Consider the following 25,758-nt stretch of genomic DNA (forward strand, 5'->3'; position numbering starts at 1 on the left):
GTCGAGTCTCTGCACCTTCCCAAAATTTTGTAAGTTTTGGGCTTGGCTCAGGATTGCCTTGTCTGTTAACAGATTTAGGTTTCCCTGAGTTTGAGAGCATCCACTTAAAGAATTTCTTCTTTAAGGCTCAATTTATTTAAGTCCGTAGCGTCTGCCATTCCGCCACACCCCCCCGTTTTATTGGGGTTATTTTGTAGAGGTGGTAAATACCTCCTCATCTATTTCACCAGTAAATGCGTGTTTTGTCCAACAAATTGAAAAATTTTTATCTTTGTTAGGAGATTTGCTGTTTCTAGCTCGGACTTGCTTTTGCTTCCTCCTACTAGCTAGCTTTAGCTTCTTCAATCTTGTTTAACAAGACCGTTGCTTTTTTACTGCCTTTGTCATTGTAGCATTGTTTTCTTATTTTTACCAGTAAGAATCAGGAATTTTTTTTAGACTCATTTAAAAGCCCAATAGTTAAGCTTCCTGTCGGCTTCCAGTTCAGCCTATGATGGAAAATAGATGCACCAATTGATCTAATCCACCTAAAACAAAGGATTTATGATTGTACCCCTGCTATATCTGGCTTTAGCCGGAGCCTATTTATTAGTTGTGCCAGTTGCTTTACTGTTTTATCTCAACCTGCGCTGGTATACGGCTAGCTCTGTTGAGCGCACCTTGATGTATTTTGTGGTATTTTTGTTCTTCCCTGGGCTGTTGGTTTTATCTCCATTTATCAACCTGCGCCCCCGTCCACGCAAAATCGAAGTTTAATTAAAATTGGTAGGTCATAAATCTCATGCGACGTATTGACGCTATTGGAATTGGCTTGGGCATTTTCATTATCGGTGGCTTGGCGTATTTAGGATTCCAAGTATTTGGTTTAGATGGTCAACAAGCTGGTATTTGGAGCCAAGTTGTACTTGTCATCGGGTTGATTGGCTGGTTAGCAACCTATGTCTTACGTGCGGTGGGAAATAATTTGACCTACCACCAACAACGAGAAGACTATGAGCAAGCTTTCTTCCAAAAACGCCTGGAAGAACTTTCCCCTGAAGAATTAGCGAAAATTCAAGCGGAAATTGAGCAAGAGCAGCAAAGTCATTAGTCATTAGTCCATAGTCAACAGTCAACAGTCCATAGTCAACAGTCATTAGTTTTTCTCCTCTGCTCCCCTGCTCCTCTGCTCCTCATCTCCCCCCACTCCCTCATCTCCCCCCACTCCCCCATCTCCCCCCACTCCCTCATCTCCCCACTCTATCGTCTGCGGTGGTCGGTTGTTTGATACTATTGACTACTGACCACTGACCACTGACTACTAACAAATGACTGCTATTGCCGATCGCTTCCAAACCCTGAGACGGAATCAAGAATGCGCTTTAATTCCGTTTATTACTGCCGGTGATCCTGATTTAGAAACTACAGCCGCAGCTTTAAAAATATTAGATAGCAACGGTGCAGACTTTATTGAGTTGGGCGTTCCCTACTCCGATCCTTTGGCAGATGGGCCAGTAATTCAAGCCGCCGCTACCCGTGCTTTACAAAATGGCACAAATCTGGAAAATGTCTTGTCAATGTTACAAGCCACTACTCCCAGTTTGCAAGCGCCAATTATTTTATTTACCTATTACAACCCGATTTTGCACCGGGGAATTGACGAGTTTCTCGAACAAATCGCCTCTGCTGGTGTCGCTGGCTTGGTAGTGCCTGATTTGCCCCTAGAAGAAGCCGCAGGACTACTTAAAAGTGCCAGCGACAAGGGGATTGATTTAACTCTGTTGATAGCCCCTACAAGTTCATCCGAGAGAATAGAAGCGATCGCTCGTTCATCACAAGGGTTTATCTATTTGGTCAGTGTCACAGGCGTTACAGGGATGCGGAGTCAAATGGAAAGCCGTGTATCTGATATATTAGGGCAAATTCGCGCTCTTACGGATAAGCCTATCGGTGTAGGTTTTGGTATCTCCAACCCAGAACAAGCAACCCAGGTGAAGCAATGGGGGGCGGATGCAGCTATTGTGGGGAGCGCCTTTGTCAAACGGTTAGCTGAAGGAACACCAGAACAAGGACTCAGTGCGATCGCCGAGTTTTGTCAAAGTCTGAAAGCAGCCATCAAAACATCTTGATGATTCAGACAAAGTAGATTAAAAAGTATAACAGTATAGTTTTTTTATTCCTGTCGTGGTGGACAATTTCAAATTTATGGTCTTGAATATTAACATCGGATACTAGGCAGTAAAAAACTAGCTGATACAACAGCTTATATTTTGGGTATTATGTGTATTAATTAGGCTAGAAAAACTATGAGTGTGAGAGTAAGTCAGTCAAAAGTTATGAAAGTTACATCGCAGATGAGAGGTGAAGGCGATGAGTGAAAGTATGGCATTTATCGGCGGTGTAGCCGTAGCTGGACTGGCGGCTCTCTTAATGCTCAAGGGAACTAATACAACCCTACAGCCTAACTTTGGTGTTGCTTCACAAATGCCAGCAACTGTAGTAGCGCCCCAAGTGATGCCGCCACAGTATCAACCACCTTATGGGCAGCCAGCATATAATAATCCGCAACCAACAGCGCCTAATCCTGTGCAGAGCGTGGAATTGGAACGTTTGAAAATGGATCTTGAGCGCTTAAAGAATGATAACGAGCAACTCAGAGCGCAAAATCAACAACTCCAGTTCCAATTCCAAAACTGGAACAACGCCCAACAGATGCAGTTAGCCCAACAAAATACTCAAAGAGTAGCAGCTGCTGCGTTACCCGCTCAAGGCAATTGGTGGTCTTCCCCCATTGTTTGGGCTGTTGGCGGTGCGACTTTAACTGTTGGCGGTGGTATCGTGGTTGCTGGCGTGTTATCGTTATTCGCCGAACGTCCACGTTCTGCCCGTACTGTCCAAGTTATTCATCCCTATCCCAGCAATACACAACCTTTGGTTCCTGTACGTCGGGCTGAGTTTCTACCCCCCGGTGGTATGGAAACTAGACGAGTGGAAGCTCACGAATACGATGAAATGAGATAAGCAAGCGAAATAGTTGGTGAGAAACCGCTTGTACGTTAGTTAAGCCTGTCTATGCAGGCTTAATTATTTATATGTGGGGTACAGTTACTAGATACCCCAGATTCAAGACAATTTCTACAAAATGCTGTCCGAGAATCAATAGCTGCATAAGTAAGCGGTCGAAAATAAATCAAACTATGTTAAGTAATGTAAAGTTATCAAAATTGATTTCGTAGTAAGGACTTTAGTCCGGGGAAAAGGACTAAAGTCCTTACTACAAACCTTGATTTATTTCTATCGTCACCTGAAGAAATCACCCTTCACATCGTCGTAGAAATTCCAGCATTGATGGACGATGGGGTTGTTGCTTGTGCGATCGCGCCATTATTCAAGAACATATATATACTTTGCACCTTGAGGAATATCTCCTTGGCTATACTTAGCTATGCCTGTTTTTTGAACTAGGAAAAAATAGGCGAACTGGGGATTAAATAGTATGGAACATAATTCAATAAGTGCCAGCCTGTCTACACAAAGTCTTACCTTTAGACCAAACTCTAATCCTGCCTCTTTTACAGTCACGGTCAACAATGACAGTAGCCAATTTGCTAGTTTTCAAGTTGATATTACAGCCGCAGGAGAGCAACGGAATACAGAATATCGTTGGTATAAACTTGAACCAGAGTTAGCGGCAACTAAACCGCCGGGAAGTAGCACTGAGTTTCAAGTATTTATATTGAATACACCAATTCCCGGTTTTGTCGGCGCTGTTGATTTAAAGGTGAGAATTTTTTCGCCACAGCTAGGACAAGAACGTAGACTCATGCTGCGGTTGATCATCGAACGAGACAATCAACCTACAGTTTTGAGTGTAGAATTACCTGTACGCGCATTCCAAGTTTATCCTCGCAATACCTTAGATATACCAGTGCGGGTGCGGAATTTAAGTCAACAAACGACTAATGCTACATTGCGTTTTGTCGGGGTTGATTCATCTTGGTTGAATGGTATAGAAAGACAATTTCCTTTAGAGCCTGGTGGCTATGCAGAGGCAATTTTTCAATGCCAACCTCCCTCTGTTGTGCAATCACCTAGCCAAAATTATCCCTTCACTATCGAAGCTACAAGTAACAATGGGTATCCCGCAAGTGCCACCGGGAATATAGAAGTTTTACCTGTAGGATTTGTGGAGTTTCATGTAACCCAAAATTGCCAAAAAATTCCTAGTCAAGCTGCATGGTGGCCTAAGTTAAAATCTGATACAGCAGCCTTTGAATTAGTCTTCAAAAATGCTAGTAACCTCTACCAAGAGGTGAATGTGAATGTCCAGGGTAGAGATTGGCGAAAATGTACTTATAACACTATTCCCGAAACAGCCAATTTGCATTTAGGGGAAACTAGTCAAGTTATTCTCAATGTGAAAACAAATCGTCCTTGGCTGGGGATAGGTAAGACTTTGCTACTAGAAGCTAAACCTGACTTACTTGACCAACGTTTGGGGACTACAGACCCAGCAACGCAGACTCTAGAATTAGAGAGTCTACCTATGATTCCCCTGTGGTTACAACTGGCGATTTTAGCACTTATTGCCTTGTTGTTAGCTTTGCTATTGATGCGATCGCCAGTTATGCACACTCGCACGGTCAACTCTGTCGCTTTTAGTGGCAATGCTTTGTTGGCTCTGAGTGGCTCAGATGATTGTACATTAAGACTGTGGAAAATTAACAATGGTGAAAGTTTACAGCCAGCAGATATTAAGTATAATCAAAGCCCTGTAGCTTGCGATCGCCGACAAGAACCCCAAGGACTGTTAGCAATTACCGATGATGCGGTGCAAGTTTCCCGGTTTATGCCGGTGGAAAATAATCGTGTAGCGATCGGGCTAGATAGTGGTGTAATTGAACTTAGGAATGTCCCGACCGGAGAAACAACTGAACAACTGCAAGACCAACAAGACCCCAAAGCTAGAGGTGATAGAGTCTTTGATTTAGCATTTACAAAAAATTCCCTATATTTATTTAGCGGTTACGGCAGTGGTAAATTAAGGTTATGGTCAAGAACATCTGTTAATAATAAATTTCAGGCGCAACCAGCAGTTATCAACCTGCAAACTCAACTTAATTTATCAGGCTTTCAAATCCGCGCTTTAACCCTCAGTCCCGACGATCAAACTCTCGTCATCGCAGGTAACTTTAAGCGCTTTTTATTATGGTCATGGAACACCACTCAGGTTGATAATAAACAGCAGAATCTAGCGGTGCAAACCTTAGCAAAGATAGATCCCAGAACCGGGAATACAGATTATGTTTGGGGAGTAGATTTTGCCCCCAACTCAGCAGGGAAAATTTTAGCAACTTCCGATTCTGCGGGCTACATTACTATTTGGAATTTATCTCAATGCCAAACCCTCAAAAATGCCAGCCCTGAGAATACAATTCCCGAAGTTGATTGTCCGCCTATAGATAGTTGGCAAGTTATGTCGAAAACGCCAGTCAGGACTCTAAAATTTAGTGACGATGGTAATTTACTCGTCAGTGGTGGAGATGATGGACGAGTGATTGCTTGGTATTTAACATCAGAATACAAGCTCGACAGGACAAAAGCAGCAACAGGTCAAACAATTTACCAAAGTCCCAAGGGAATCAGGAGTGTTGACTTGAAAAACAACATGATTCTCAGTGGTGATGAAGATCATCAAGTCAAACTACATCGCATCAAGTAAGGAATTTGCGGGTATGCAGGTCAGTCCATTACAAATTATTGTTAAGCCTTCTGAACTCCAATTTGCCAGATCAGGAGAGACTATTGAACTGTATGTTATCATCTTTAATCGCGGCAATCAAAGTGCGGTTATTAATGTAACTTTTATTTATGGTGACGAATTTAAAAATCTCACAGGTTGGGCTATTTCTCCTCTAGCAAGTTTGGCAATAGACCCGCAACAAGCTAGTGATGAAATTAAATTTGATTTGCCAATTCCTGTTGATGCTTTACCTGGAACCTATGACTATACTTTAGTTGTAGATGCTCCTGTACATTATCCTGAAGATACTCCGATTAACGTTCCCCTGCAACTAAAAGTTCTGCTGCAAGAACAGACAGTTGTGCGGGTAAATGACCCGACTTTTTCCATTAAACCTAGCAGTAATGCCAATAGACCTCTACTATTCAATGCGAATGAATCTTCTTTACCTGTGCAAGTAATAGTAGAAAATCGTTCTAACCGCGTAGACCGTTTTCGCTTAACTTGCCCAGATTTGGACGAAGAATGGTTTACTATCACTTATCCTACAACTGGGGCTGAGGGGTTGGGATTATCGGAAGTAGCTGCACTCGGACTTAACCCTAATTCGCAAGGGCAAATATTGCTCACATTTCACCCACCAGGTGATACTTTGGCGGGAATTTATTCACCCACTGTTCGCTTATATTCAGAAAATTCTCCTGAGTTGGTGCTGTTAGATTTGGTTTACATCCAAATACCGACAATTTACCGTTTAGATGCTAATGTACAGACCTTATTGGCACAAGTAAGTCGTAGCCCTGCCAAGTATGAATTATCATTAATTAACCAGGGAAATGTAGTCCGCCAATTGACTTTTAGCTTAACAAGTCGGGATGAGGAACAATTATATACTTATCAATTTCAGCCTAGTGAAATTAGGTTGTTACCTGCTAAAAGTTCTGTAACTAATTTGCAAGTGAAACCTCAACCTGGATGGCGCAGACCTTGGTTGGGTGGCGGGTTAATAATTAACTTCCAAGTCAACCTCCTAGACCAAGAAAATTTCCCTCTACCTAATACATTACCTCAACTGAGTTTTGTTTGGAAACCCCGCCCTCTGTGGCAATTTTTACTATTAGTTTTGGTTTGTTTGGGTTTATTGGGGGGAATAGGATTCATCGTTTGGCGACTGTTACACCCAGACCCAGCAAGAATAGAAAGTTTTGCAGCTAATAGCCCGCAAATTGTGGAAGGTGAAGAGGTAACTTTAGGGTGGAGAATTGATAATTATCAACAGTTAAAAAGATTAGAGTTGACTATTAAAGGTCAGCAACCAATTCAACCAAAAATATATGACTTTAGTAATGGGATTCCCCAAGAATTAGTTAATAACAATGTAAATACAGCATCTCCATGTACAACAATACCACAAAGAAGAGAACTAATTTGTAATAATATTAAAACAGGCATAAGAGCCACAGGAAAATATAACTTTGAATTAAAGGGTTTTTATCGTCAAGGTAGACCTTTTTCTTCCCAAATTGCTCAAACTTCCGCTCAACCAGTGCAAGTGGAAATTAGCGAGAAACCAATAGCTCAAGTTGTAGAGTTTAAAACAGATAAATCACAGTATAGAAAAGGTGATAATATTAATTTAAGTTGGAAAGTTAATAACTTTTTGCTGCTGCGAGAAGTGCGGATAACAGGAAATGCAGAAGATGGGACATTACTAAGTCAACCGTATGTTTATAAATTTAATCAAGGTGCGATCGCAGACCCGCGTTTCCAGCAACAATGTAAGGAAATAGAGAATCAACAACTCAGGTGTGATAATATATCTATACCTGCATCAAAAGCGGGAAAATATACTTTTGAGATGAAAGCTTTCTCTAACAGTGTAAACAACAGAAATAGTGCGAAAAAGACAGATTCAGCTATTGAGATATTACCAAAACCATTTAGAATCGTTTCTTTCACACTCAATGGTAGTGACCAGCCCAATCAGGAGTTAAAAGAAGGAACAATAGCTACTCTCTCTTGGCAAGTAGAAGGAGAAGATATTCAAGTCAAGCTTGATCCAATTATCGGTGATGTACCGCGAGTTGGCTCACAAAAACTATCAGTTAATCAAGCCTTCCCATCGCAAATCAAACTGCAAGTTACTGATAAATCGGGTAAACAGCAACCACAAGAAAAAGCATTTGCGATCGCAGTTCTCACACCACCTCCACCTACTCCTACGCCTACCGCCCCTGTACCCCAAATCACCCCTGCTTTCCCTGGGCTTTAACAGTTATCAGTTATCAGTTATCAGTTATCAGTTATCAGTTTTAAATTCCCAATTTCTCAACTAAACAATCAGCAATGCGCCTAGCTGCGCCTGGTTTACCCATGCGGCGGACTCCATTTTCCCTGATGATATGTAATGTGTCAGGGTTGGTGAAAAGCGATCGCACTACTTGCGCTACTTGTACAGGTTGCTCAACTAAAATTAAGGATAAGCCTAACAGCCGACTTTGGGCTTCCGCAAAGGCTGGGGTATATTGCGGCCCCTCACCAGGAATTGCGATCGCTGGTTTACCTAAACCGATAAACTGTTCTGTAGCTGTACCCGCCATGGCGATCGCCACATCGCCCCAATGCAAACATTCGTTATATGATTGTTGGGTTAAGACTAAATGGGCGTTTCTTTGCTTAAATATCAAAGCATCAGCATCTGGAAAAGGTAAGGGTAAATCTAGGTGAGTCTGCCAACCTTGAGATTCGACAGTTTCAGCCAGTGTAGTTAAATCTAAACTCGGTGCGATCGCTCCCACAAATACCACAGTACCAGAATTGGGTAAAAATGAATCTCGCTCTTGAAAACTCGCCATTAACGCAGAGACAGCCGTCATAATTACCTGCCAATTATTATAAGCCTCCGGCGCACGAGAACCAGGGAGGAGGGTAATTACCAAAGGTCTATCCATCTCTTGATATCGAGCATTAGCCATGTAAAATAATTGTGGTGAAACCTTTGGTTGCAAACCATCCATCATGGGATTACCCACATCAAAAGCGGGAATTGACCAATTTTGTAATATTTGCGTAGTCAACCCATCTCTAGGAAACACCGCCCGACAACGACGGCGACTCATTAACCAACGTTCCCACGGGTGATAAATGGAACCGGAAAAGTTTTCCCAACGGGCTGCTTTTGATTTCCTGGGGAGTAGCCCCACTTCATCACGCACATAGTATTCTGACTTCGCCGTCCCCACAAAAGCGTAGTTAGCACCACTGATAAAGGCAAACAACAATGGCACAATATCGCCAACCGCGAGAATGGCTTGTTTATTACCTAACTTCTGTTGCGAACTCACCCAACGCCGCATCGCTTGAATTTGACTCCAGGTAAGTTGCAATAAACCCCCGCGTACATCCCGCGCTAACTGTCGTCCATCCATATAGATAAAGCCACCAGAAGGCATAGTACGCACTGCACCAATGAGGGGAATATTTAAGTTTTGGTAAGCGCGTCCTTCGCCTACCAGGGGTAACGCATAAATATCCGGTGGGTTTGCTAGTTGCAGCAATTCCTGCAAAATGCGGACAGCAATTATATCTTCACCGTGACCATTACTTAGTACTAGTAATTGTAACCGAGAGGTTGGAGATAAACGGGACACATCACTCATGAGAAATAAAATATTAATATTAACTGTCTAGTTTAGTAATTAGAGTTCGTAATGACGCTATGCGGACTTAAGTTGTTTATTTATATAAGAATTACACAAGTAGGGCAAGGAATCTTTATTCTTATTTGCGGGAAGTAGTACCATTAATATTTTGTATTATATGTAACCGTGTATGTCTCGCCAAAGCGATCGCGGTACAATAAATCACTAGCTATAAGGTCTGACTTTTCACGTTATGTGGAAAAGCGCTCCGTCAGACCTAACCCCCCAGCCCCCTTCCCTACAAGGGAAGGGGGAGAAATCAAAGCCTCTCTCCTTGTAGGAGCGAGGTTTGGAGAGAGGTCTTCCAGATGCTAATGGTGATTCTTGAATTGTTGTGGCGAGCGATCGCCAAATGATTTTTCGTCTTCATACGTAAGTCCTATATTCCTCACTCCCATCACCACATTAGAGCCTCTTATTTTTGTGCTGCAACAGCAGGAAGCGGTTCACCAAGAATTTTGGCAAACCTATGTAAATAGAAGTTTACAGGATTTGCTACTGTTTGAATTGAGGAGCGATCGCGCCAGAGATTCCACCATGTCTGCAACCGAGGTGTTTCTGCTGGGAGTGTAAATCCTGGGAATTGTTCTCAAAGTGGTATACGTTCAAACCAAGGATAGAAGAGGTAAACTTGAAAGACGATGATTTTTCAGGGAGGTAAAGTAGCAAAAATGTCTAAGGATACTCAAACTAATCAATATATAGATAATCAAGATGATAATTCAAATAACACTGATATTGTTCAGGAATTTTACTTAGAAAGATATAAATACATTCTTCAAGAGATTCGTGCATTGAATGAGAACATTCATAAGTATCTCTCTTTGTTTCAAACACTAGCTACTGCTATTTCTACCGCCGGAGTTGCACTCTTTGTAGGACGGCAGCAACTTAATTTGACTGCTGACATCACTAGGACAGCACTTCAAGGTTTGCTAGGGTTGCTGGTAATTTTAGCTGCATTTGTTATATTTTCAATTATTGCAGGTATATTTTCTTGGTTAGATTATAGAGCCGACGAAGTGGAGCTTTTAAATAAAGTTGTTGGTGTTGGTTTTCGTAAGTTACCCAAAAAGACTAATTTTTGGCGTTGGCAGGAAACTTACGTTATTCTTTTTATTTTAATTGTCGTGGTAGCCATTATTATATATGTACAAAGTAAAATTATTCCTCTAATAAAATAAAGTAACTATGATTGAAGGAGTTGATTATATCGGGGTTGGAGTAGGATCTATCATAGTTAATGATCAAGGATTGTTGTTTCTGGCAAAACGAGGTCGTGCTGCCAGGAATGAGCGGGGAATGTGGGAGTTTCCTGGCGGAAGTGTGCAGTTTGGTGAAACACTTATCGAAGCAATTAAACGGGAAATATTTGAAGAATATGGTTTAGAAATAGAGATAAAAGAATTATTAGGAGTGTTTGACCATATCTTGCCAGAAGAAAACGAACATTGGGTTTCTATTACATATATAGCTTCTCTTATTAGTGGCGAAGCGAAAATTTGTGAGCCAGAAAAATGTGAAGCTATTGGATGGTTTTCTAGAGAAAGTTTGCCACAACCACTTTCAAAAATTACTCAGTTAAATTTATATAAATTCAATTCGGACGTTTGATATATACAGCGTATTCTTTATCTTGTATGCTAGTTCTCATACATTAAAATATTTTTTGTGATTAGAGGTTTATATAAATTAACGTGAGTTCGACCAGCGTTGTTTTGACCTCACCCCCAACCCCTCTCCTACGAGGAGAGGGGAGTAAGAGGGGGATTTTTTCGTTTCTCCTCCCTCTCCTGACGGAGACGCTACGCGAAGGCCTTTTAGGAGAGGGAGGTTGGGAGGGAGAGGTTCATCGAACTCACGTTAAATTAATAATTAGTGAAAAGCTTTAATTTTATGTAAATAATCAAGTAGTTTCTCTGGTAAGTATAGAGAAACTACTTCTTATTATGTAATTGTGTGTCTAGTTATTAAGTTTTAATCAGAAATATTTCTGCTGTAATTTAGTATTTTACTCAGGCATTTACTGTTAGTAAAATTAATAGATTAGTCTTTATACAAGCAATACAAAAGGAATAAGATGAGGATTCCCACTCGGCTGGATGAGAAGATTAGAGAATTGTATGAAGTACAGGCTTGGGTAAGTGGTGCGATCGCAGATTTTGAACCTTGGCTAAAAGATAGTAAATGTGTCTTTTTCCCAGACTATACAGACCACGGTAATGATCATGTAGAGCAAATTCTCATCACAGCTTCTTCAATCATTCGTGATGAAGCTTGGGAAGTCATGACTCCTGAAGATGCAGGAATACTTGTCATTGCTACCTTGTTACATGATTGTGCAATGCACTTAACCGAAGAAGGTTTTCTGCGCTTAATTAAAGGTGAAACTCATCAAGAAGCAATAAAAGATTTCAATGATGCTTCATGGAAAGACCTTTGGAAGCAATTTATCTCTTCAGCGAAACGCTTAGACAAAAAGCAATTGCAAGACAAGTTTGGCAATACTGAACCTGTTGAAGACCCAGCAGAAAAAGAACCAGATAAAATGACTAGGCTAGATAGAAAGGTAATTGGGGAGTTTCTTCGTCACTATCATCCCCGCCTAGCGCATGAAATTGCCTTACTTGGTGTCCCTAGTCCCGACAAGCTAAAGCCAGGAGAAGAACCCCTACAACTACCAAAAAAATTAGGTGATGATTTTGCCGATATTGCGGGTTTAGTAGCACGAAGTCATGGTATGCCCTTGCGAGCTACATTTGAATATCTCAAGAGATACGATTTACGTGAGTATGGGAAAGTTCATGCAGTATTTTTGATGGCTGTACTGCGAATTGCTGACTATCTGCAAATTCAAGCAGAACGCGCACCACGTCAAACCTTGCGTGTTAAGGATATTCGCAGTTCGATTTCCCGCCGAGAATGGGATGTGCATCAATCAATTCGCGGTATCCGCAGCATTGGCGATGATCCTGAAGCAATTTTTATTCAAACTGAACATGGGAAACCAGATAACGTCAACACTTACCTGCGGCTGAAAGAATGGTTGAACGGTATTCAAGGTGAGTTGGATGCTTGTTGGGCGGTATTTGGTGAAGTTTATGCTAGAACAAACCTCCAACCTTTAGGTTTAATGCTTCGTCGTGTACGTTCTAATCTTGATAATGAAGAGCAATTTGTCAAAAGTGTGAAGTATGTTCCAAAAAAAGTAAGATTTGAGGTTGCTAGAAATGAAGTTTTGCAACGCCTGGTTGGGCCATTGTATGAAAATAAAGTAGAAGTTGGCATTCGGGAATTGATACAAAACTCGGTTGATGCAGTACGGGAATTAGAAGATAGCTTAAGGAATGATAATAGCAAACTCCAAGTAATAAAAGGTATTAACTTAATAGAAGAGTTAAAGAGAATTGGACTGTTAAATGTAGAAATAAATAATGATGATAAGGAAATTAAGAATGATGAGCAAAAAGAAGATAAACGTAAAAAAAGAATTAAAAGTTTTTCTGAAATTAAAGATGCAGATGTTCTTGTTTTAGTGCAGGAACCAGAGGATGAAAGGAAGAATGGTAAACTCATAGTTTGCGATCGCGGTTCTGGAATGACAGAAAAAATCATCACAGACTATTTTCTCAAAGTTGGTGCTTCTCTCCGAAATAGTGATATTTGGGCAGAGCAACATGAAGATGAGTCAAAAAACGAAAATGCAGAACGCAAATCTAGAGTTGCACGTTCTGGTTATTTTGGTGTTGGTGCTTTAGCAGCTTATTTATTAGGTGATAAAATCAAAGTTTATACAAGACATTTTAATGAACAAATAGGTATAGAATTTGAAGCTAGATTAGGCGATGAAGCTATAGAGTTACGTTATTCTCAAAGAAAATTACCAATTGGAACAATCATAGAAATTGACATTACACAAGAAACTTTAGACAAATTGAGATCAGATAGTAAATATTACTATATCGAATTTATAGACAGATGGGACTGGTATTGTTTAGATGAACCAAAACTTATTCGATTGTTTATAGATAAAAATAAAAACTTTTATTCTTTAAAACAAAACACAATTATAAAGCTCAAAGATAATAATGTGCTTACAGAGGGATGGCATAAAATCAAAAACACAAGATTTGAAATAGCTTATATTAATATCCTAGACTCTCATAGAGATAGAAGTACAATAATATGCAATGGAATACGAGCAAATTATTCAAGAAAAAATAAGGATTACAATGTTATTAAAATATCATGTAATCCAAAAATTTTAGTTTTAGATACAGATAGACAATTAGAGTTTAACCTAACTAGGTCTTATGCAGAATTAGGAGTAGACCTAGAAGAAAAAATTTATGAAGAATTATTCAAATATTTTTTAGCAATAGTATTTATAAATTCGCCTAAATTAACAACTTCTGATGGGTCTAGATCATATGTATTATTATCTCCATATAAAGATGATTCATATGGAGATGAGTTAAGACTAAATACTAATAAAACTTTTTCCATTATAAAAATCACACAAAAAATTAAAATAACTATCTATGCAAGAGGAAAGCAAAGTTTAATTTTATATACATCAAAAGGAATATTAATAAATGATATTTCATTGTCAATAAAACTGAATGTAAAAAAAATGTTGGTAGTTTATTTACCAATATTAAGATTTACAAGATTAGGCAATTGCCAAGTTTATGATAGAAAGGAACATGGAACATATTTTGATCAAAAATGTAGTGAATTTTCTTCAAAAGGTTTTTTTAAAGTTAATTATTTCAATTTGTTGGCAATATCAGATTTACAGTTAGGAAATGATGTGATATCAGTTGATGTTATACCAACATATCCAAGTAAATTTACTTCTTTAGAAGGTATACAAATCTGGATTTATGAGAAAATAGTAGAATATAAGAAATATTATAAAAATTATATACAGAGTATAAAGTTTATTTGCTTAACCAATATTGTAAGTAATCATCAAGAAGAAAAAATAAAAAATAATTTTAATCGGTTTCTAGATATAACAAGAAATAAGGATAAACAACAAGACTCGTATCAAATAGAAATAATCAATTGGATTCAAGGAAACTTATATATATATATACAAGGAGAGCAAGGATTAGTTACATTTTGCGTTGGGGAAAACTTAAACACTGAAACAAATTTTCAACCATTACATACAAAAATTCAAGAATTGTCACAAGATCCAATTTATGTTAATAGTTATAGTTATAATCATAATTATGATAATAGTTATGAAAATTTTTTAAGTGAAAATTTGCTTAAAATAGATCAAGGGCAAGAGAATATTCAAGACATAATTACTGTTGAAATTTCTTTTAATGAAAGTTTATCTATGCCTGAAAACCAAGATGAAAGTATTGTTAAATTATGGATCCAGGCTTTTGGTGAAGAGGTAATTCCCTACAAGGATACACCAGAAGACAAATCAAAAATAAATAGTGACAATATTCCCGTACTGAAAGAATATATAGAAGAATTGAAAAAAATAAATTTTTAGAGGATGATGGAAGATAGTAAACAATATTTTCTTCATTTTCCTCAGAATAATTATTAAATCAAATAACTAAAAGTGACGCAGTTACAGGTGTCTATTCCCAACAAAAATCTATGGTTTTATTTCTGAATTTTGCATTGGTATAACCCATGTGGCTCGTAAACATAGCCGTCATCCCTGGACATTCCACCCCAGAACAATACCTCCGTGAAGTCACTCTAGCTAACGATGGTATTCTCAACCAGCAAGCCGTATATCAAACAGGCAAACTAGGTTACGAAGTCATCCAAGAATTAGAAAACTGGGGTGTGATAAGCTCTGACTTTTCACGTCATGTGGAAAAGCTAACGCTAGACCTAACCCCCCAGCCCCCTTCCCTACTAGGGAAGGGGGAGAAATTAAAGCCTCTCTCCTTGCAGGGGAGAGGTTTGGAGAGGGGTTTTGCAGATCCCGTGAAAAGTCAGGTGATAAGCTAGGGTTAAGTCTTGTTGCTGTAGCCAATCAAGAAAGTTAGGACTTACGCACCGGGATTTTACACCCCTATACCCCTCTACCCTTGCCAAAACCCTTGATTTTTCGTTTTCATGCGTAAGTCCTAAAAGTAAGCGAATTTTGTCGATGATCAGCAAATATGAGAGGATGATTTGCTTCTAGAACAGGTATTTGGGGATAGCTTATTTATCCTTTGGTAATTCCACAAGTAACTGAGAATTACCATTTTGTGATGCTGGGGGAGTTTTGGCTATTGTTGGAGGTGTGACTTCGCCTGTTTTATTGGTTTGATTCCACAAAATCATCGAGAGTAACCCATCAACTAAACCATTGGTGCTACCATTGCTACCACCAACTAGGATATCGGGAATTAAGCGGACATTGCGATCGCCTATAATCTGCATCAGTTGCATTGCTGTATAACCCTGTGTACCCAAAGCATCCACACCAGTGCGATAAGTCTCAGCCTTGGCGTTACCAGTCGCCCGGATACCTTCAGCCTCAGCCATTGCTTTGAGTTTTGTCGCCTCAGCTTCACCATTCGCCTGCTTAATTTGCGCTTGGGCTTTCAGTTCCGCAATTTGGACACTCTGTTCTGATTTCACCATCTCCTGTTGGATATCAGCCAAAGCTGTTTCCCGCACCAGTTGTTGACGTTGAGTTTGCGCCATCTGCTGGACTTCGTAAGTTTTGCGTTCTTCCTCAGCAATTTTCCTATCTGTTTGTGTCTGCATCAACGAAGCTGGCGGTTGGATATCACCAATCAAAGTATCGATCGCCTGCACATCATAAGCCCGTAAAGCTGCTTTAATATACTCAGATGCTTCCACTTGCCGTTCACTCCGGGCGTTCAAGAAGTCCAATACAGTGTAATCTTGTGCCGAGTTACGGAAATAGTTACCAATACTTGGTTCCAAAACATTATCCACCAAGTTCTGCATAGAACCGACGCGAGAAATCACCTTGGGCGCATCCAAAGCACCGACGTGAATGATTTGCGACACTTCCAAGTCGAAAGCGAAACCATCTTTAGAACGCACAGTCAATGCTTCCAAATTGGCATCATATTTGTGCCGTTCAGTACGTCCCGACCAGTTCAACACTATATTAATAGTTGGGACTAACTCCACTTTCATAATACGGGTGTTGAGTGGATGTTTACCTGGATACAAAGCTTCCACCCATACGCCCTTATGACCAGGGTTTACTAAGTTACCGTGGGTAAAAGCTGCACCACTCACATCTTCCTGGGCTTTACCGACGAAAGAAATCACCACACCGACATAACCAATGGGTATTTCCGTCATCGGAACTTGTTCCACATTGACAAACCAGGGGTTCAAATTCCAAGAACCGGATAATAAAATCTGTTCTTGTAAACCTCTGCGTCCACCGCCATCAAGAAACTTCTGACCGTTTTGGAAATTATCATGTCCAGTAATTACAGGCCCAGCAATTTCACCCGCCGAAATCGGCATACCATCTAAGGTAGTGACAATACCCACCTTATCAGAAGCCACCGTATACACCCGCAACTGTTCAGTACTCATGCCATGTTCCTTGGCACTAGCTGACATAATCACTTTAAACAGTGCAGTATTAATTCGGTAAGTACCTGCGGTGAGGAAACCCATTTGTCGCCCTTTCTCCCCGCCATGCGTCAAGAATTTTCGGGCATCTTGGAAGTTATCACAATCAACGATTTTACCTAAAATTCGCTCTGGGGGGATAGATCCGCCATCAGCCGCAACTATCAAGGCAATTTCACCTTGCGACACAACTACCACAGCCTCTTTACGCACCGAGTATTGCCAAGGCCAGTAACCCCAATGCCAACCAGGGGCGAGAGTATCAGCTTGTAAACCCGCCTCACCATTGAGGGCTATTAACTGTCCGGCTGGTAGCCCTTTGCCAGAAATGGCAAACTTCTTGACGACAATACCAACTTCACGTTCGCCAATAACTACCAAACCACCGAAAAACAGAGGAACGAAGATCACCAAACCGCTAACCAGCACGACGGGGATGAGTACAAATGGGTCAACTGCTGCCGCTTGATACTGAGGAACGGTTGGTTTTGTTGGTGCTACTTGAACTGAGGCGGAAGTAATTGCTTGTGCTGTCGATGTTTTTAAATTAGTGGCATTAGCGGAGTTAATACCGCCTGCTAAGGCCATTGTTGCTATTAATGTAGTTGCAAAGCCAGCTAATTTATTTTTTTTAGTCTTACCAAAGGAGGAAGAAAAAAGTTTCATAACTTGCGCCCTTCTGGGCAACTAATTATCTAAGTTAACACTTCATCTCTATTAGGCAGGATTTCTTAAGCTTAGTGTAATTTTTTGTTGACTGTTGACTGAGGACAGTAAAGATAGCAGGACTTACGCAAGTGTCACAATTGGTGGTTGGTGCGTGACGCTACAAGTCTCATGACTACGTTCAAATATTATCGCTCCTCACACACCCTACAGAAAAGATCTGCTGAGGACAGTAAAGATAGTTTGCAGAGAAGTCAGGCAACACATTTCCCAAACAGCACGCTATAATAGGGACATATCACGAGGGTCCGTAACGGTTTCGACAGGTTGGCGAACGCTACTCTGTGATTCAGGTCGAGAGTGAGTCGTCTCTCGCAAATCAAAGGCTCAAAACAAAGTAAATGCGAATAACATCGTAAAATTTGCTCGTAAGGAAGCCCTAGTAGCTGCCTAATAGCCTCTTATAGGTTCGAGCGTCTTTAGTCCGACTCCGTTAAGGGCTAGAGACCAACCCCAACGGATGCTCTAGCAAGTGTTCTCTGGTTGGCTTGCTAGCTAAGACTTAATCAGAGTATCCTACGTTCGGGATAATGAACGATTCCCGCCTTGAGGGTCAGAAAGGCTAAACCTGTGAATGAGCGGGGGGTCAATACCCAATTTGGACAGCAGTTCGACTCTGCTCGGATCCACTAAATATAGTCAACAAGTCCACTTCTGATGAGGTGGACTTTGTTTTTTAGAGATATATTGGCGCGGGTAAGAGCGTTGAAAGGTTGGCTCGCGGTTAGAAGTATTTTATAGCACAGGAATTACGCAACTGGCACAGTAGTAGGGTGCGTCAGATGTGGAAAATCCTTGAATATGTACGAATTTATTGGGGCTGACGCACCCTACAGTTAGTTTAATTATGACACTTGCGTAAGTCCTAAGCAAAAAACTTTTAACTCTGTCCCCTGTCACCTGTCCCCTGTCCCCTGTTATGTATGGCAGTAGTCACATAGGTGAGGACATGGATGAATCACAAAATCTGCCTAGTAAGCGGCTTAATCACCTGTCTCTTTACATAAAATTTATAATTGTACTTAAAGATTTATAAAATTTTTATAAAATTTTATATGTATATGCTTACTTTTGTAATCATAATAGATTCTTACGAATAGCTATACAAGATTAATTACATAGTTATTCCTGGTGATTAGCTGCTTCATCAATCTCATTAATTGGTAGCGATCGCTAATTATCTAACTGATTAGAGAGATATAAATCTATATTGTGAGATTCTTAAAGTTTTATATGCTAATCTTGCGTTCTAACTTGCTGATGTTAAAATTACTGCAAAATTGAAAAATCAATGTTTCATGCTTCCACCCAAATGAAAAAACAGAGTTATTTAGGCAGAATATATGTAAGACCAAAAAATTATTCCAGACAAAACCATATAGGTTAAGATAATTTATCAATATACTCAACGAAAAGCAGAGAATATCTTTCATGAACTAACGTATAATTCTCAATTAGTTTCTTTGACCGCCAAGAAACTTTTTCAAGCAAGTTACATACTGATGCTAAAGTTTCAAAATTTAACTGTACTTAAAAATATCAATATTTTTTAACCATTAAACTTTTGCTTGGTTATTTCAATACTTTATTTTGACACATATATAAAGTATTGAAAAATGTCATGACCTGCTATTATAGCTTATTTCAAAATTAGTAAATTTTTCTTAAAAATGATTTTATTTAGCCAGATAATATAAAATATTTACCAGACCATAAATCAGTTAATTACTACTGCAAACAAAGTGAAATAATGAAATCAATTATTTTTCTGTCCCAATTGGTTACTCTTTCTATATTGAGTTTAATATCAGTTCCTAGTGTTGTACTTGCACAGCAAACGCAAACGCCATCTGAGCAAAATCCTACGCAGAAGATTTGTTCTTCAGATCCGGTAGAAAACTTGCTTCCTCCATTACCAGGGCAAGCAAGAACTAATAATTCTCAACTGTCTTATCTAGCTAATCAAGGCTTTACCCAAAGTGAGGACGGCTCTTGGGTATGCTATGTGAATGACTCCAAAAAAGAGGGACGTTACTATACTCTATTTAAAGTTCAAGAAGTCAATGGTAAGCTGATTGGTAGTTCTTTCCTTGATGGTGGTAGCTTAACTGCCGGACAAGACAGCCGCAGTCTGAACTTCTTCATGACTCTGATTGAAAATCATACAAATATTAATCCAGAGAATCGTCAAAGTATCCGTAGATATTTAGAAGCATTCATTAATTTAGTAGAGGAAGGTAAAATACAACCTTCTCGCCGTGGTTTCGTTTTCGATCAGCCCAACCGTGCATTAGTTATTTATCACAAACTGACAACTGGCGACCTTAAAGGTACTGCAATCACACTCAATCTGCAAGCGGCAAATAATTCTCATTCCGGTTCTTTACAAAATCGTCTACCAGCTTCTCCAAAAAATACTTTGCAACCAAATCAATAATTAATCACGCCTACAAGGCGATTTTTTGTGCCTAATTAGTGTTGTGTCGTCTACCAAGCGTTTATGAAGTTTGTTCAAAATATATTTATCCTATTGTCATCTGTGGCAACAGTATTAACTGTATGCCAAACTGCGAATGCAGGTAATAACGGGTTGAATGTTGGTAGTGGGAGAATTACGCCAGGATTGGAAAAACAATATCTTCAATACCAATTACAGAATAATGGTAATGGTTTAAGACAGATACGAGTAATTCCTGATAACTGTGCTGTGGGATTTGGTTTGCGCTGCAATAAAACAGGAACAGTTCTGGAACAAATTGTTGAATCGAATGGCGGCCCTACATACCAGCAAATGTTAATGAGAGCGGCTGGTGGAGAGGATAATTACAACAGATTTGCTAAATATTTCGGCGATCGCATCGACAACGCGCCCTATAATTCTGTCTGGAGAAATCACTCTGCCACAATTCTTGATGCGGCTCAATATAATTTGGGAAAACCGTTAAATTCCAATCCTCAAGCAGGTTTAAGAGATATAACTAAAAATTTCTTTTGGCAACCTTTACCGGGAGGAAACCAACGTGATGATTTTGTCAATTTTAAATACTCCTACGGTCGCGTTCTGTTAGAAGAAGTATCCAAGATACCTAATATTAGGCAACAAATTCTTGAACTTCCTCTAGGGGAAAGTATGAAGGAGTTTTATGAAAGGCAAATTCTGAGTGGATTAAATGCTTTACAGACAGGAGATAGTGAACAACTACAACAAAATATTTTATCAATACTTTCTCGTCCTTACTCTCCAACATCAAGCAATGATCCTTGGTATGGGCGTGAAGAAATCACTGCATTACCTACAGTTGAAGAGGGAGAAACACTGACTGCTAATGTCTTGGATACATCAACAGTGTTACTAGGAGGTGAAGATTTCACAGGGTTAGGAGAAATTCCCGGAGAAGAAACATCTATTGTTCAGGGAGGATCTGTTTCTACCACGTTCCTATTTTTACCTTTGTTAGCTTTTCTGTTTTTCCTGGGTGGCGATAATGGTTCTTCTAATAGTGTTCCAGGGGGAAATACAATCAATAATGGTGGTACAGGATTTATTTGCTCTTATGGAAATAACTGTGATCGCATAGAAAACGGACAACGCACAAGAGTAGATGAACCTTCAGTAAGTAATGCTCTTGTCTTGCTGACTTTGATGTTGTGCTTACTCGGTTATCGGAAGAGATACGTAACAAAACCACTGACAACTGATAACTGACAACTGACACAAGCAGTACAAATAAAAATCTCTCAGCCGTTCACTGAGAGATGTTGCTTTTTAATACTTTTCACATGAAATATATCCCACTCTCATAGCATATCTATACTTTTAAAAGTGATTGTGCCAAAATGCCTAATTGTTGTGTGTCTGAGAAAAAAGCATGACTAAGCTGATTGAATACGACCAAGCCAGCGCAGAAGTAAAGGCAGTATACGACGATATTCGCGCTACTCGTCAGACTGAGTATATCAACAACTTCTGGAAAGCGATCGCTAACCATCCTCCCACCTTAAAACGAACATGGGAAACCCTCAAGGAAGTGATGGTTAGTCCAGGGGAAATTGACCCATTGGTACGGGAATTGATATATATTGCTGTGAGCGTTACCAATGGCTGTGATTATTGTATTGCATCCCATACAGCCGCCGCCCGTGGCAAAGGTATGAGTGATGCTATGTTTGGTGAACTTTTAGGAATTATCGCCACGGCTAATACAACTAACCGTCTTGCCAATGGTTATCAAGTTCCTGTGGATGAGATATTTAAGATAGGGGACAGGTGATAGGTTACAGGTAACAGGTTCAAACACTGGGGTTTGCAGTTAGGAGTTTAGTTTTGGGGAAAAGGCTAAAGCCTTTACTACGAACAAACTTTACTTTAAAAGGCTTTTATCCCTGTTCCCTGTTCCCTTTTAGTAGCACATCCCATGTACATATGAGCCATTAAATCTGGTAGCTTTTTCGGTGTGAAGCGTTTTAGCTTTATATCATCAAAACTTTGTTCTATTAATTGCTGTATATTTCGATTTAGGTGACAGCCATCACCGATAACTTTTTGCATGGGTGTGAGTCGATTTTGCCAGACTTGGACTTGAGGTTGATCACTGAGTCCATGTTCTAAAAAAAAGAACTTACCACTAGGTTTTAATACTCGATAAACTTCTTTTATAGCTTGTTCCACATTGGCAATACTGCATAAAGTCCATGTGCTGACGATGCTATCAAAGGTATTATCTGCCATAGGGAGATTTTCACCTGATAGTAGCAGTTGTTCAACTTTAATACCAGACGCATCAATACGCTTTTGTGCTAAAGCATTCATCCCAGGATTGACATCTACTGTGGTAATTTTGTGGATATGGTCAGGATAGTAAGCCAAATTTAATCCAGTACCAAAGCCTATTTCTAATACTTCCCCTGTTACTTGTTGTAATAGTTCTTGACGATATTTAGCTAAGAGGGGGTTTGACATACTCCAGTCTAGAAGGCGGGGGAAAATTACTTGTGAATAGATACCCATAATTTGCTAACCTCTACAAGTTAATTGATGTGTAAATTTTGTTGTTGTGTTAACAACATATGGAATTATGTTCCGGATAACTGTAGTACAAACAAGTCTATGTATAAAAAGAGAAGACCAAAACTGTTATGATAAATGAAATTACCGCTTTAGAGTCCTGTTGGCACATTTCTCCCCCTTGGGGTGAAACTATACCTTCATTAGCTGTGCAAATCAGAGAGAAAGTATTTTTACCTAGCTTTAATTTGCCTGGCTATTGCTGTGGTGTGCATTGGGAGGAGGAATGGGTTTATGCGATAGTTTGCCATAATGAAACGCTCTATCTTCGTGATGATGAGTTTTTAGCAACAAATGTGTTTGGACGTAATACTGCTACTCCAGCTTTTAAGTTAGGCGATGTAGTGGAAGTTGATTTTAGTGAGCAACCTAACAAACGTATTATTCAAGGTATTTTTAGTTTAAAACACAATTGGCTTTATGCGGTGGAATGGCGATCGCCAATTCTGCCAGAAAAGACATCGGCTCAAAGTCGGCTCATCTGGCTGGCTGATATTGACTTAGTGAAGCTCAGTGTCAGTAATATGGGTTAGAGGTTAGGGTTAGGGGTTCCAGCCTATTCCCTGTCCCCTGTCACCTACTAAGCTTTTCTGGCGAGTAAGCAACGCCTAAGCCTTGGGGTGGTTGAGATTTACCTGCTAATCCCACTAATGCAAAGATGGCGATCGCATATGGTAACATGGCAAGAAACTGATAGGGAATGTTTGCACCCAGCGCTTGAATGCGTAGTTGTAAAGCTTCGGTAGCACCAAATAACAAGCAAGCCAGACTACTACCTAAAGGATGCCACCTACCAAATATTAAAGCAGCGATCGCAATAAATCCTTTACCCGCACTCATATTTTCTGAGAAAAATCTGATCTGCACTAAGGCGAGATCAGCACCGCCTAAACTGGCAAGACAGCCACTAATGACTACTGCTAAATATCGCACTTTTGCTACTGATACCCCAGTCGTCGCCGCCGCTTGGGGATATTCACCCACTGCACGCAAGGTTAGTCCAAAGCTAGTATGAAATAAGATATAAATACTGACAGCAACTATACTTAACAGTAAATATACGAGGATATCTCGCTGGAATAACAAAGTTCCCAGTATCGGTATATTTGCTAGTACAGGAATGTTGATAGGCTCAATTCCTGGTAATCTTTGGGTGCTACCACTGTTAAATATTAATCGCGCTAAAAATGATGTTAGCCCGGCGGCTACTAGATTAATGGCTAATCCTGAGACTAATTGATTGACGTATAAGGAGACACATAAATAAGCGTGGATTAAGCCGATTAATCCGCCAACAATCAGGGCTGAGAGAATACCTAACCAAGGGTTGTTGGTGTAAAATGTGGTTAGGGCGCTGGTGAAAGCACCTGTTAAGAGCATTCCTTCTAGGGCAATGTTTAGCACTCCTGAGCGTTCTGAATACATTCCACCCAGGGCGGCATATGCTAGGGGGACAGCTAAGTTTATACTGGCGATGAAGTAGTCTGAGAGGAAATTGAGGTTATTCATAGAGGTTTTCTTAACGCAGAGGTACGCGGAGGGAGAGAAGCTTGATGTATAGCAATAGTCACATGGGTTAGGACATTAGACCTCTTGCATAAATACTTTGGTGTTGCTGACAATACTATTGAAAAGCTCACGCAAAGACGCAGAGGCGCAAATAAGAACGCAAAAAATTAACTCGTGAAGTTTATATATTCTGGTTGTTCCTCTATTTGTGCAAGAGGTCTATTGATAAATCGTAAAATGTTGATGGACAGCAACTTTTGAGCCTGTCACCTTTCCCCTGCTAAACTTTGGCGTTAAAGGTCGGTGTTCCTCTGGGTTTTGAGTTGTCTTTCTACGGCTAGGCTGATGGCTATGAATAATACAGTTAAGCCTTGGATGGCGTAAACTACAGTTACGGGTACACCAGCACTACGTTGCATGACATTAGCACCACTACGTAGGGCGGCGAAGAATAAGGAGGTTAAGACTACACCACTAATAGTACCGCGACTGAGAAAGGCGATCGCAATGGCATCGAACCCATAACCAGGCGATACTTGTTCAAATAGGCGGTATTTTAAACCCATGACTTCGGATGCACCTGCTAAACCAGCTAAACCACCAGCTAAGGCCATGACGAGCATGATAGTATTTTTGACGGAAATTCGGGCATAATGGGCGGCTGTGGGGTTAAAACCAACGGCGGCGATTTGGTATCCTAGAGGCGATCGCACTAACAACAACCACAATAGTCCGGCGGCGCTTAAAGCTAGTAAAATACCCGCATGGGCTAAACTTTGGGGTAAGATAATCGGTAATTGTGCAGATTTAGCAATCAATGGTGAATAAGGACTCGGTGCGTTTGCTGCTTTGAGGGGGTGCTGTACCAAGTAGCTAACTAAGTTGACGGCGATGTAATTGAGTAAGAGGGTAGTGATAACCTCATTCACTCCCCGCACCGCTTTCAGATAACCGGGTATCCAACCCCATACCGCACCAAACCCAAACCCAGCGACAAGTGCTAAGGGGATGTGGATAATAGCAGGTAAACCTTGCAGATATAAACCAATTATAGTGCTACCCAAAGCCCCAAGGTAAATTTGTCCTTCCCCACCGATATTAAATTGACCAGCTTGTAATGCTACGAGTACCCCTAAACTAGTAAATAGGAGGGGTGTCATTTTGGTGAGGGTATTACCAAACCCAAAATAAGTTGAGAGAGATTCTTGAAATAAGGCGGTGTAGGCGTTGATGGGATTTGCACCTGCGAGTAGGATGAGGATAGCACCGACGATGAGGGCAGATGTTATAGCAACTAGCGGTGATAAAATTGGTAGCAAGGGTTGAAAGACTTTATTTGTGGCCATGATTCAATAATTGCTACCTCTCAACCTCAAAAAATGAGTATCGACCAATATCTTACATGGGAACCGTTATTTTTAGACGCTCGCCTTTCCTTT

20 protein-coding genes and 1 other RNA gene are annotated in these 25,758 nt (G+C 40.2%); 16 read left to right on the forward strand and 5 right to left on the reverse strand.

Going from position 1 to position 25,758, the window contains the following annotated elements; genetic code table 11:
* The first annotated feature begins 543 nt into the window (after nucleotides 1–543).
* The 6 genes from ndhL (at nucleotide 544) to H6G83_RS14220 (ending at nucleotide 7,994) form a co-directional block, all read left to right on the forward strand.
* A complete protein-coding gene (gene ndhL, locus H6G83_RS14195; RefSeq protein WP_190473170.1) occupies nucleotides 544–756 on the forward strand; it encodes an NAD(P)H-quinone oxidoreductase subunit L in 213 nt (70 codons plus the stop codon).
* A gap of 25 nt (nucleotides 757–781) precedes the next feature.
* Nucleotides 782–1,090 carry a DUF3007 family protein gene (locus tag H6G83_RS14200; protein ID WP_190473173.1) on the forward strand — a complete coding sequence of 103 codons (309 nt, stop codon included), beginning with the start codon at nucleotides 782–784 and terminating at the stop codon, nucleotides 1,088–1,090.
* Between the two features lie 217 nt (nucleotides 1,091–1,307).
* Nucleotides 1,308–2,108 (forward strand): tryptophan synthase subunit alpha, encoded by an 801-nt coding sequence (trpA, locus tag H6G83_RS14205; protein WP_190473176.1) that lies wholly within the window; start codon nucleotides 1,308–1,310, stop codon nucleotides 2,106–2,108.
* A gap of 241 nt (nucleotides 2,109–2,349) precedes the next feature.
* Complete coding sequence (locus tag H6G83_RS14210) at nucleotides 2,350–3,000, forward strand: heterocyst differentiation related protein (protein ID WP_190473179.1); 651 nt, start codon at nucleotides 2,350–2,352, stop codon at nucleotides 2,998–3,000.
* 475 nt (nucleotides 3,001–3,475) lie between these two features.
* The gene (locus H6G83_RS14215) at nucleotides 3,476–5,701 is read left to right on the forward strand and encodes a WD40 repeat domain-containing protein (RefSeq protein WP_190473182.1); all 2,226 of its coding nucleotides are present in this window, start codon (nucleotides 3,476–3,478) and stop codon (nucleotides 5,699–5,701) included.
* Nucleotides 5,664–7,994 (forward strand): COG1470 family protein, encoded by a 2,331-nt coding sequence (locus tag H6G83_RS14220; protein ID WP_190473185.1) that lies wholly within the window; start codon nucleotides 5,664–5,666, stop codon nucleotides 7,992–7,994. The genes H6G83_RS14215 and H6G83_RS14220 overlap by 38 nt, the downstream gene beginning before the upstream one ends.
* Before the next feature lie 40 nt (nucleotides 7,995–8,034).
* Here H6G83_RS14220 and H6G83_RS14225 read toward each other — a convergent pair whose 3' ends face one another.
* The gene (locus H6G83_RS14225) at nucleotides 8,035–9,381 is read right to left on the reverse strand and encodes a lipid-A-disaccharide synthase-related protein (protein WP_190473188.1); all 1,347 of its coding nucleotides are present in this window, start codon (nucleotides 9,379–9,381) and stop codon (nucleotides 8,035–8,037) included.
* A gap of 366 nt (nucleotides 9,382–9,747) precedes the next feature.
* On the opposite strand from H6G83_RS14225, the gene H6G83_RS36235 reads away from it, so the two are divergent.
* The 5 genes from H6G83_RS36235 to H6G83_RS14250 all read left to right on the forward strand — a co-directional run bounded on the left by H6G83_RS36235 (nucleotide 9,748) and on the right by H6G83_RS14250 (nucleotide 15,414).
* The gene (locus H6G83_RS36235) at nucleotides 9,748–9,996 is read left to right on the forward strand and encodes a hypothetical protein (RefSeq protein WP_190473192.1); all 249 of its coding nucleotides are present in this window, start codon (nucleotides 9,748–9,750) and stop codon (nucleotides 9,994–9,996) included.
* A 98-nt stretch (nucleotides 9,997–10,094) separates the two neighbouring features.
* Entirely contained in the window at nucleotides 10,095–10,607 is a 513-nt protein-coding gene (locus H6G83_RS14235) for a hypothetical protein (protein ID WP_190473194.1), read from the forward strand.
* Nucleotides 10,608–10,614: 7 nt separating this feature from the next.
* Nucleotides 10,615–11,037 (forward strand): NUDIX domain-containing protein, encoded by a 423-nt coding sequence (locus H6G83_RS14240; protein ID WP_190473196.1) that lies wholly within the window; start codon nucleotides 10,615–10,617, stop codon nucleotides 11,035–11,037.
* A gap of 466 nt (nucleotides 11,038–11,503) precedes the next feature.
* Nucleotides 11,504–14,941: an HD domain-containing protein gene (locus H6G83_RS14245; RefSeq protein WP_190473199.1), complete on the forward strand. Its 3,438-nt coding sequence runs from the start codon at nucleotides 11,504–11,506 to the stop codon at nucleotides 14,939–14,941.
* 146 nt (nucleotides 14,942–15,087) lie between these two features.
* Nucleotides 15,088–15,414, forward strand: a complete 327-nt coding sequence (locus H6G83_RS14250) for a hypothetical protein (protein WP_190473404.1) — start codon at nucleotides 15,088–15,090, stop codon at nucleotides 15,412–15,414.
* Nucleotides 15,415–15,612: 198 nt separating this feature from the next.
* Here H6G83_RS14250 and H6G83_RS14255 read toward each other — a convergent pair whose 3' ends face one another.
* On the reverse strand, nucleotides 15,613–17,685 hold the full coding sequence (locus H6G83_RS14255) for an SPFH domain-containing protein (protein WP_190473202.1): 2,073 nt from the start codon (nucleotides 17,683–17,685) through the stop codon (nucleotides 15,613–15,615).
* A 304-nt stretch (nucleotides 17,686–17,989) separates the two neighbouring features.
* Here H6G83_RS14255 and ssrA point away from each other — a divergent pair.
* The 4 genes from ssrA to H6G83_RS14275 all read left to right on the forward strand — a co-directional run bounded on the left by ssrA (nucleotide 17,990) and on the right by H6G83_RS14275 (nucleotide 22,016).
* Nucleotides 17,990–18,377: a transfer-messenger RNA gene (gene ssrA / locus H6G83_RS14260) on the forward strand.
* 1,118 nt (nucleotides 18,378–19,495) lie between these two features.
* Nucleotides 19,496–20,182, forward strand: coding sequence for a hypothetical protein (locus tag H6G83_RS14265; RefSeq protein ID WP_190473206.1), 687 nt, complete (start codon nucleotides 19,496–19,498; stop codon nucleotides 20,180–20,182).
* Nucleotides 20,183–20,284: 102 nt separating this feature from the next.
* Nucleotides 20,285–21,451, forward strand: a complete 1,167-nt coding sequence (locus tag H6G83_RS14270; protein ID WP_190473210.1) for a hypothetical protein — start codon at nucleotides 20,285–20,287, stop codon at nucleotides 21,449–21,451.
* 163 nt (nucleotides 21,452–21,614) lie between these two features.
* On the forward strand, nucleotides 21,615–22,016 hold the full coding sequence (locus H6G83_RS14275; protein WP_190473213.1) for a carboxymuconolactone decarboxylase family protein: 402 nt from the start codon (nucleotides 21,615–21,617) through the stop codon (nucleotides 22,014–22,016).
* Nucleotides 22,017–22,111: 95 nt separating this feature from the next.
* On the opposite strand, the gene H6G83_RS14280 is transcribed toward H6G83_RS14275, so the two are convergent.
* Nucleotides 22,112–22,753, reverse strand: a complete 642-nt coding sequence (locus H6G83_RS14280) for a class I SAM-dependent methyltransferase (protein ID WP_190473215.1) — start codon at nucleotides 22,751–22,753, stop codon at nucleotides 22,112–22,114.
* Between the two features lie 128 nt (nucleotides 22,754–22,881).
* On the opposite strand from H6G83_RS14280, the gene H6G83_RS14285 reads away from it, so the two are divergent.
* A complete protein-coding gene (locus tag H6G83_RS14285) occupies nucleotides 22,882–23,343 on the forward strand; it encodes a DUF1392 domain-containing protein (RefSeq protein WP_190473217.1) in 462 nt (153 codons plus the stop codon).
* 40 nt (nucleotides 23,344–23,383) lie between these two features.
* Here H6G83_RS14285 and H6G83_RS14290 read toward each other — a convergent pair whose 3' ends face one another.
* Together H6G83_RS14290 and H6G83_RS14295 are read right to left on the reverse strand one after the other, a co-directional pair.
* Complete coding sequence (locus tag H6G83_RS14290) at nucleotides 23,384–24,319, reverse strand: ABC transporter permease (RefSeq protein ID WP_190473220.1); 936 nt, start codon at nucleotides 24,317–24,319, stop codon at nucleotides 23,384–23,386.
* Nucleotides 24,320–24,612: 293 nt separating this feature from the next.
* A complete protein-coding gene (locus H6G83_RS14295) occupies nucleotides 24,613–25,665 on the reverse strand; it encodes an ABC transporter permease (RefSeq protein WP_190473223.1) in 1,053 nt (350 codons plus the stop codon).
* Between the last annotated feature and the right edge of the window lie 93 nt (nucleotides 25,666–25,758).

The sequence above is a fragment of the Anabaena azotica FACHB-119 genome (assembly GCF_014697625.1).
Taxonomy (GTDB): domain Bacteria; phylum Cyanobacteriota; class Cyanobacteriia; order Cyanobacteriales; family Nostocaceae; genus Trichormus; species Trichormus azoticus_A.

Coding starts and splice junctions, on each gene's coding strand:
- H6G83_RS14255 (WP_190473202.1), bottom strand. CDS start 17,685: ATGAAACTTTTTTCTTCCTCCTTTGGTAAGACTAAAAAAAATAAATTA.
- ndhL (WP_190473170.1), top strand. CDS start 544: ATGATTGTACCCCTGCTATATCTGGCTTTAGCCGGAGCCTATTTATTA.
- H6G83_RS14225 (WP_190473188.1), bottom strand. CDS start 9,381: ATGAGTGATGTGTCCCGTTTATCTCCAACCTCTCGGTTACAATTACTA.
- H6G83_RS14210 (WP_190473179.1), top strand. CDS start 2,350: ATGAGTGAAAGTATGGCATTTATCGGCGGTGTAGCCGTAGCTGGACTG.
- H6G83_RS14280 (WP_190473215.1), bottom strand. CDS start 22,753: ATGGGTATCTATTCACAAGTAATTTTCCCCCGCCTTCTAGACTGGAGT.
- H6G83_RS14265 (WP_190473206.1), top strand. CDS start 19,496: ATGAAATCAATTATTTTTCTGTCCCAATTGGTTACTCTTTCTATATTG.
- H6G83_RS14235 (WP_190473194.1), top strand. CDS start 10,095: ATGTCTAAGGATACTCAAACTAATCAATATATAGATAATCAAGATGAT.
- H6G83_RS14250 (WP_190473404.1), top strand. CDS start 15,088: ATGTGGCTCGTAAACATAGCCGTCATCCCTGGACATTCCACCCCAGAA.
- H6G83_RS14240 (WP_190473196.1), top strand. CDS start 10,615: ATGATTGAAGGAGTTGATTATATCGGGGTTGGAGTAGGATCTATCATA.
- H6G83_RS14245 (WP_190473199.1), top strand. CDS start 11,504: ATGAGGATTCCCACTCGGCTGGATGAGAAGATTAGAGAATTGTATGAA.
- H6G83_RS14200 (WP_190473173.1), top strand. CDS start 782: ATGCGACGTATTGACGCTATTGGAATTGGCTTGGGCATTTTCATTATC.
- H6G83_RS14285 (WP_190473217.1), top strand. CDS start 22,882: ATGATAAATGAAATTACCGCTTTAGAGTCCTGTTGGCACATTTCTCCC.
- H6G83_RS14295 (WP_190473223.1), bottom strand. CDS start 25,665: ATGGCCACAAATAAAGTCTTTCAACCCTTGCTACCAATTTTATCACCG.
- H6G83_RS14215 (WP_190473182.1), top strand. CDS start 3,476: ATGGAACATAATTCAATAAGTGCCAGCCTGTCTACACAAAGTCTTACC.
- H6G83_RS14275 (WP_190473213.1), top strand. CDS start 21,615: ATGACTAAGCTGATTGAATACGACCAAGCCAGCGCAGAAGTAAAGGCA.
- H6G83_RS14220 (WP_190473185.1), top strand. CDS start 5,664: ATGAAGATCATCAAGTCAAACTACATCGCATCAAGTAAGGAATTTGCG.
- trpA (WP_190473176.1), top strand. CDS start 1,308: ATGACTGCTATTGCCGATCGCTTCCAAACCCTGAGACGGAATCAAGAA.
- H6G83_RS14290 (WP_190473220.1), bottom strand. CDS start 24,319: ATGAATAACCTCAATTTCCTCTCAGACTACTTCATCGCCAGTATAAAC.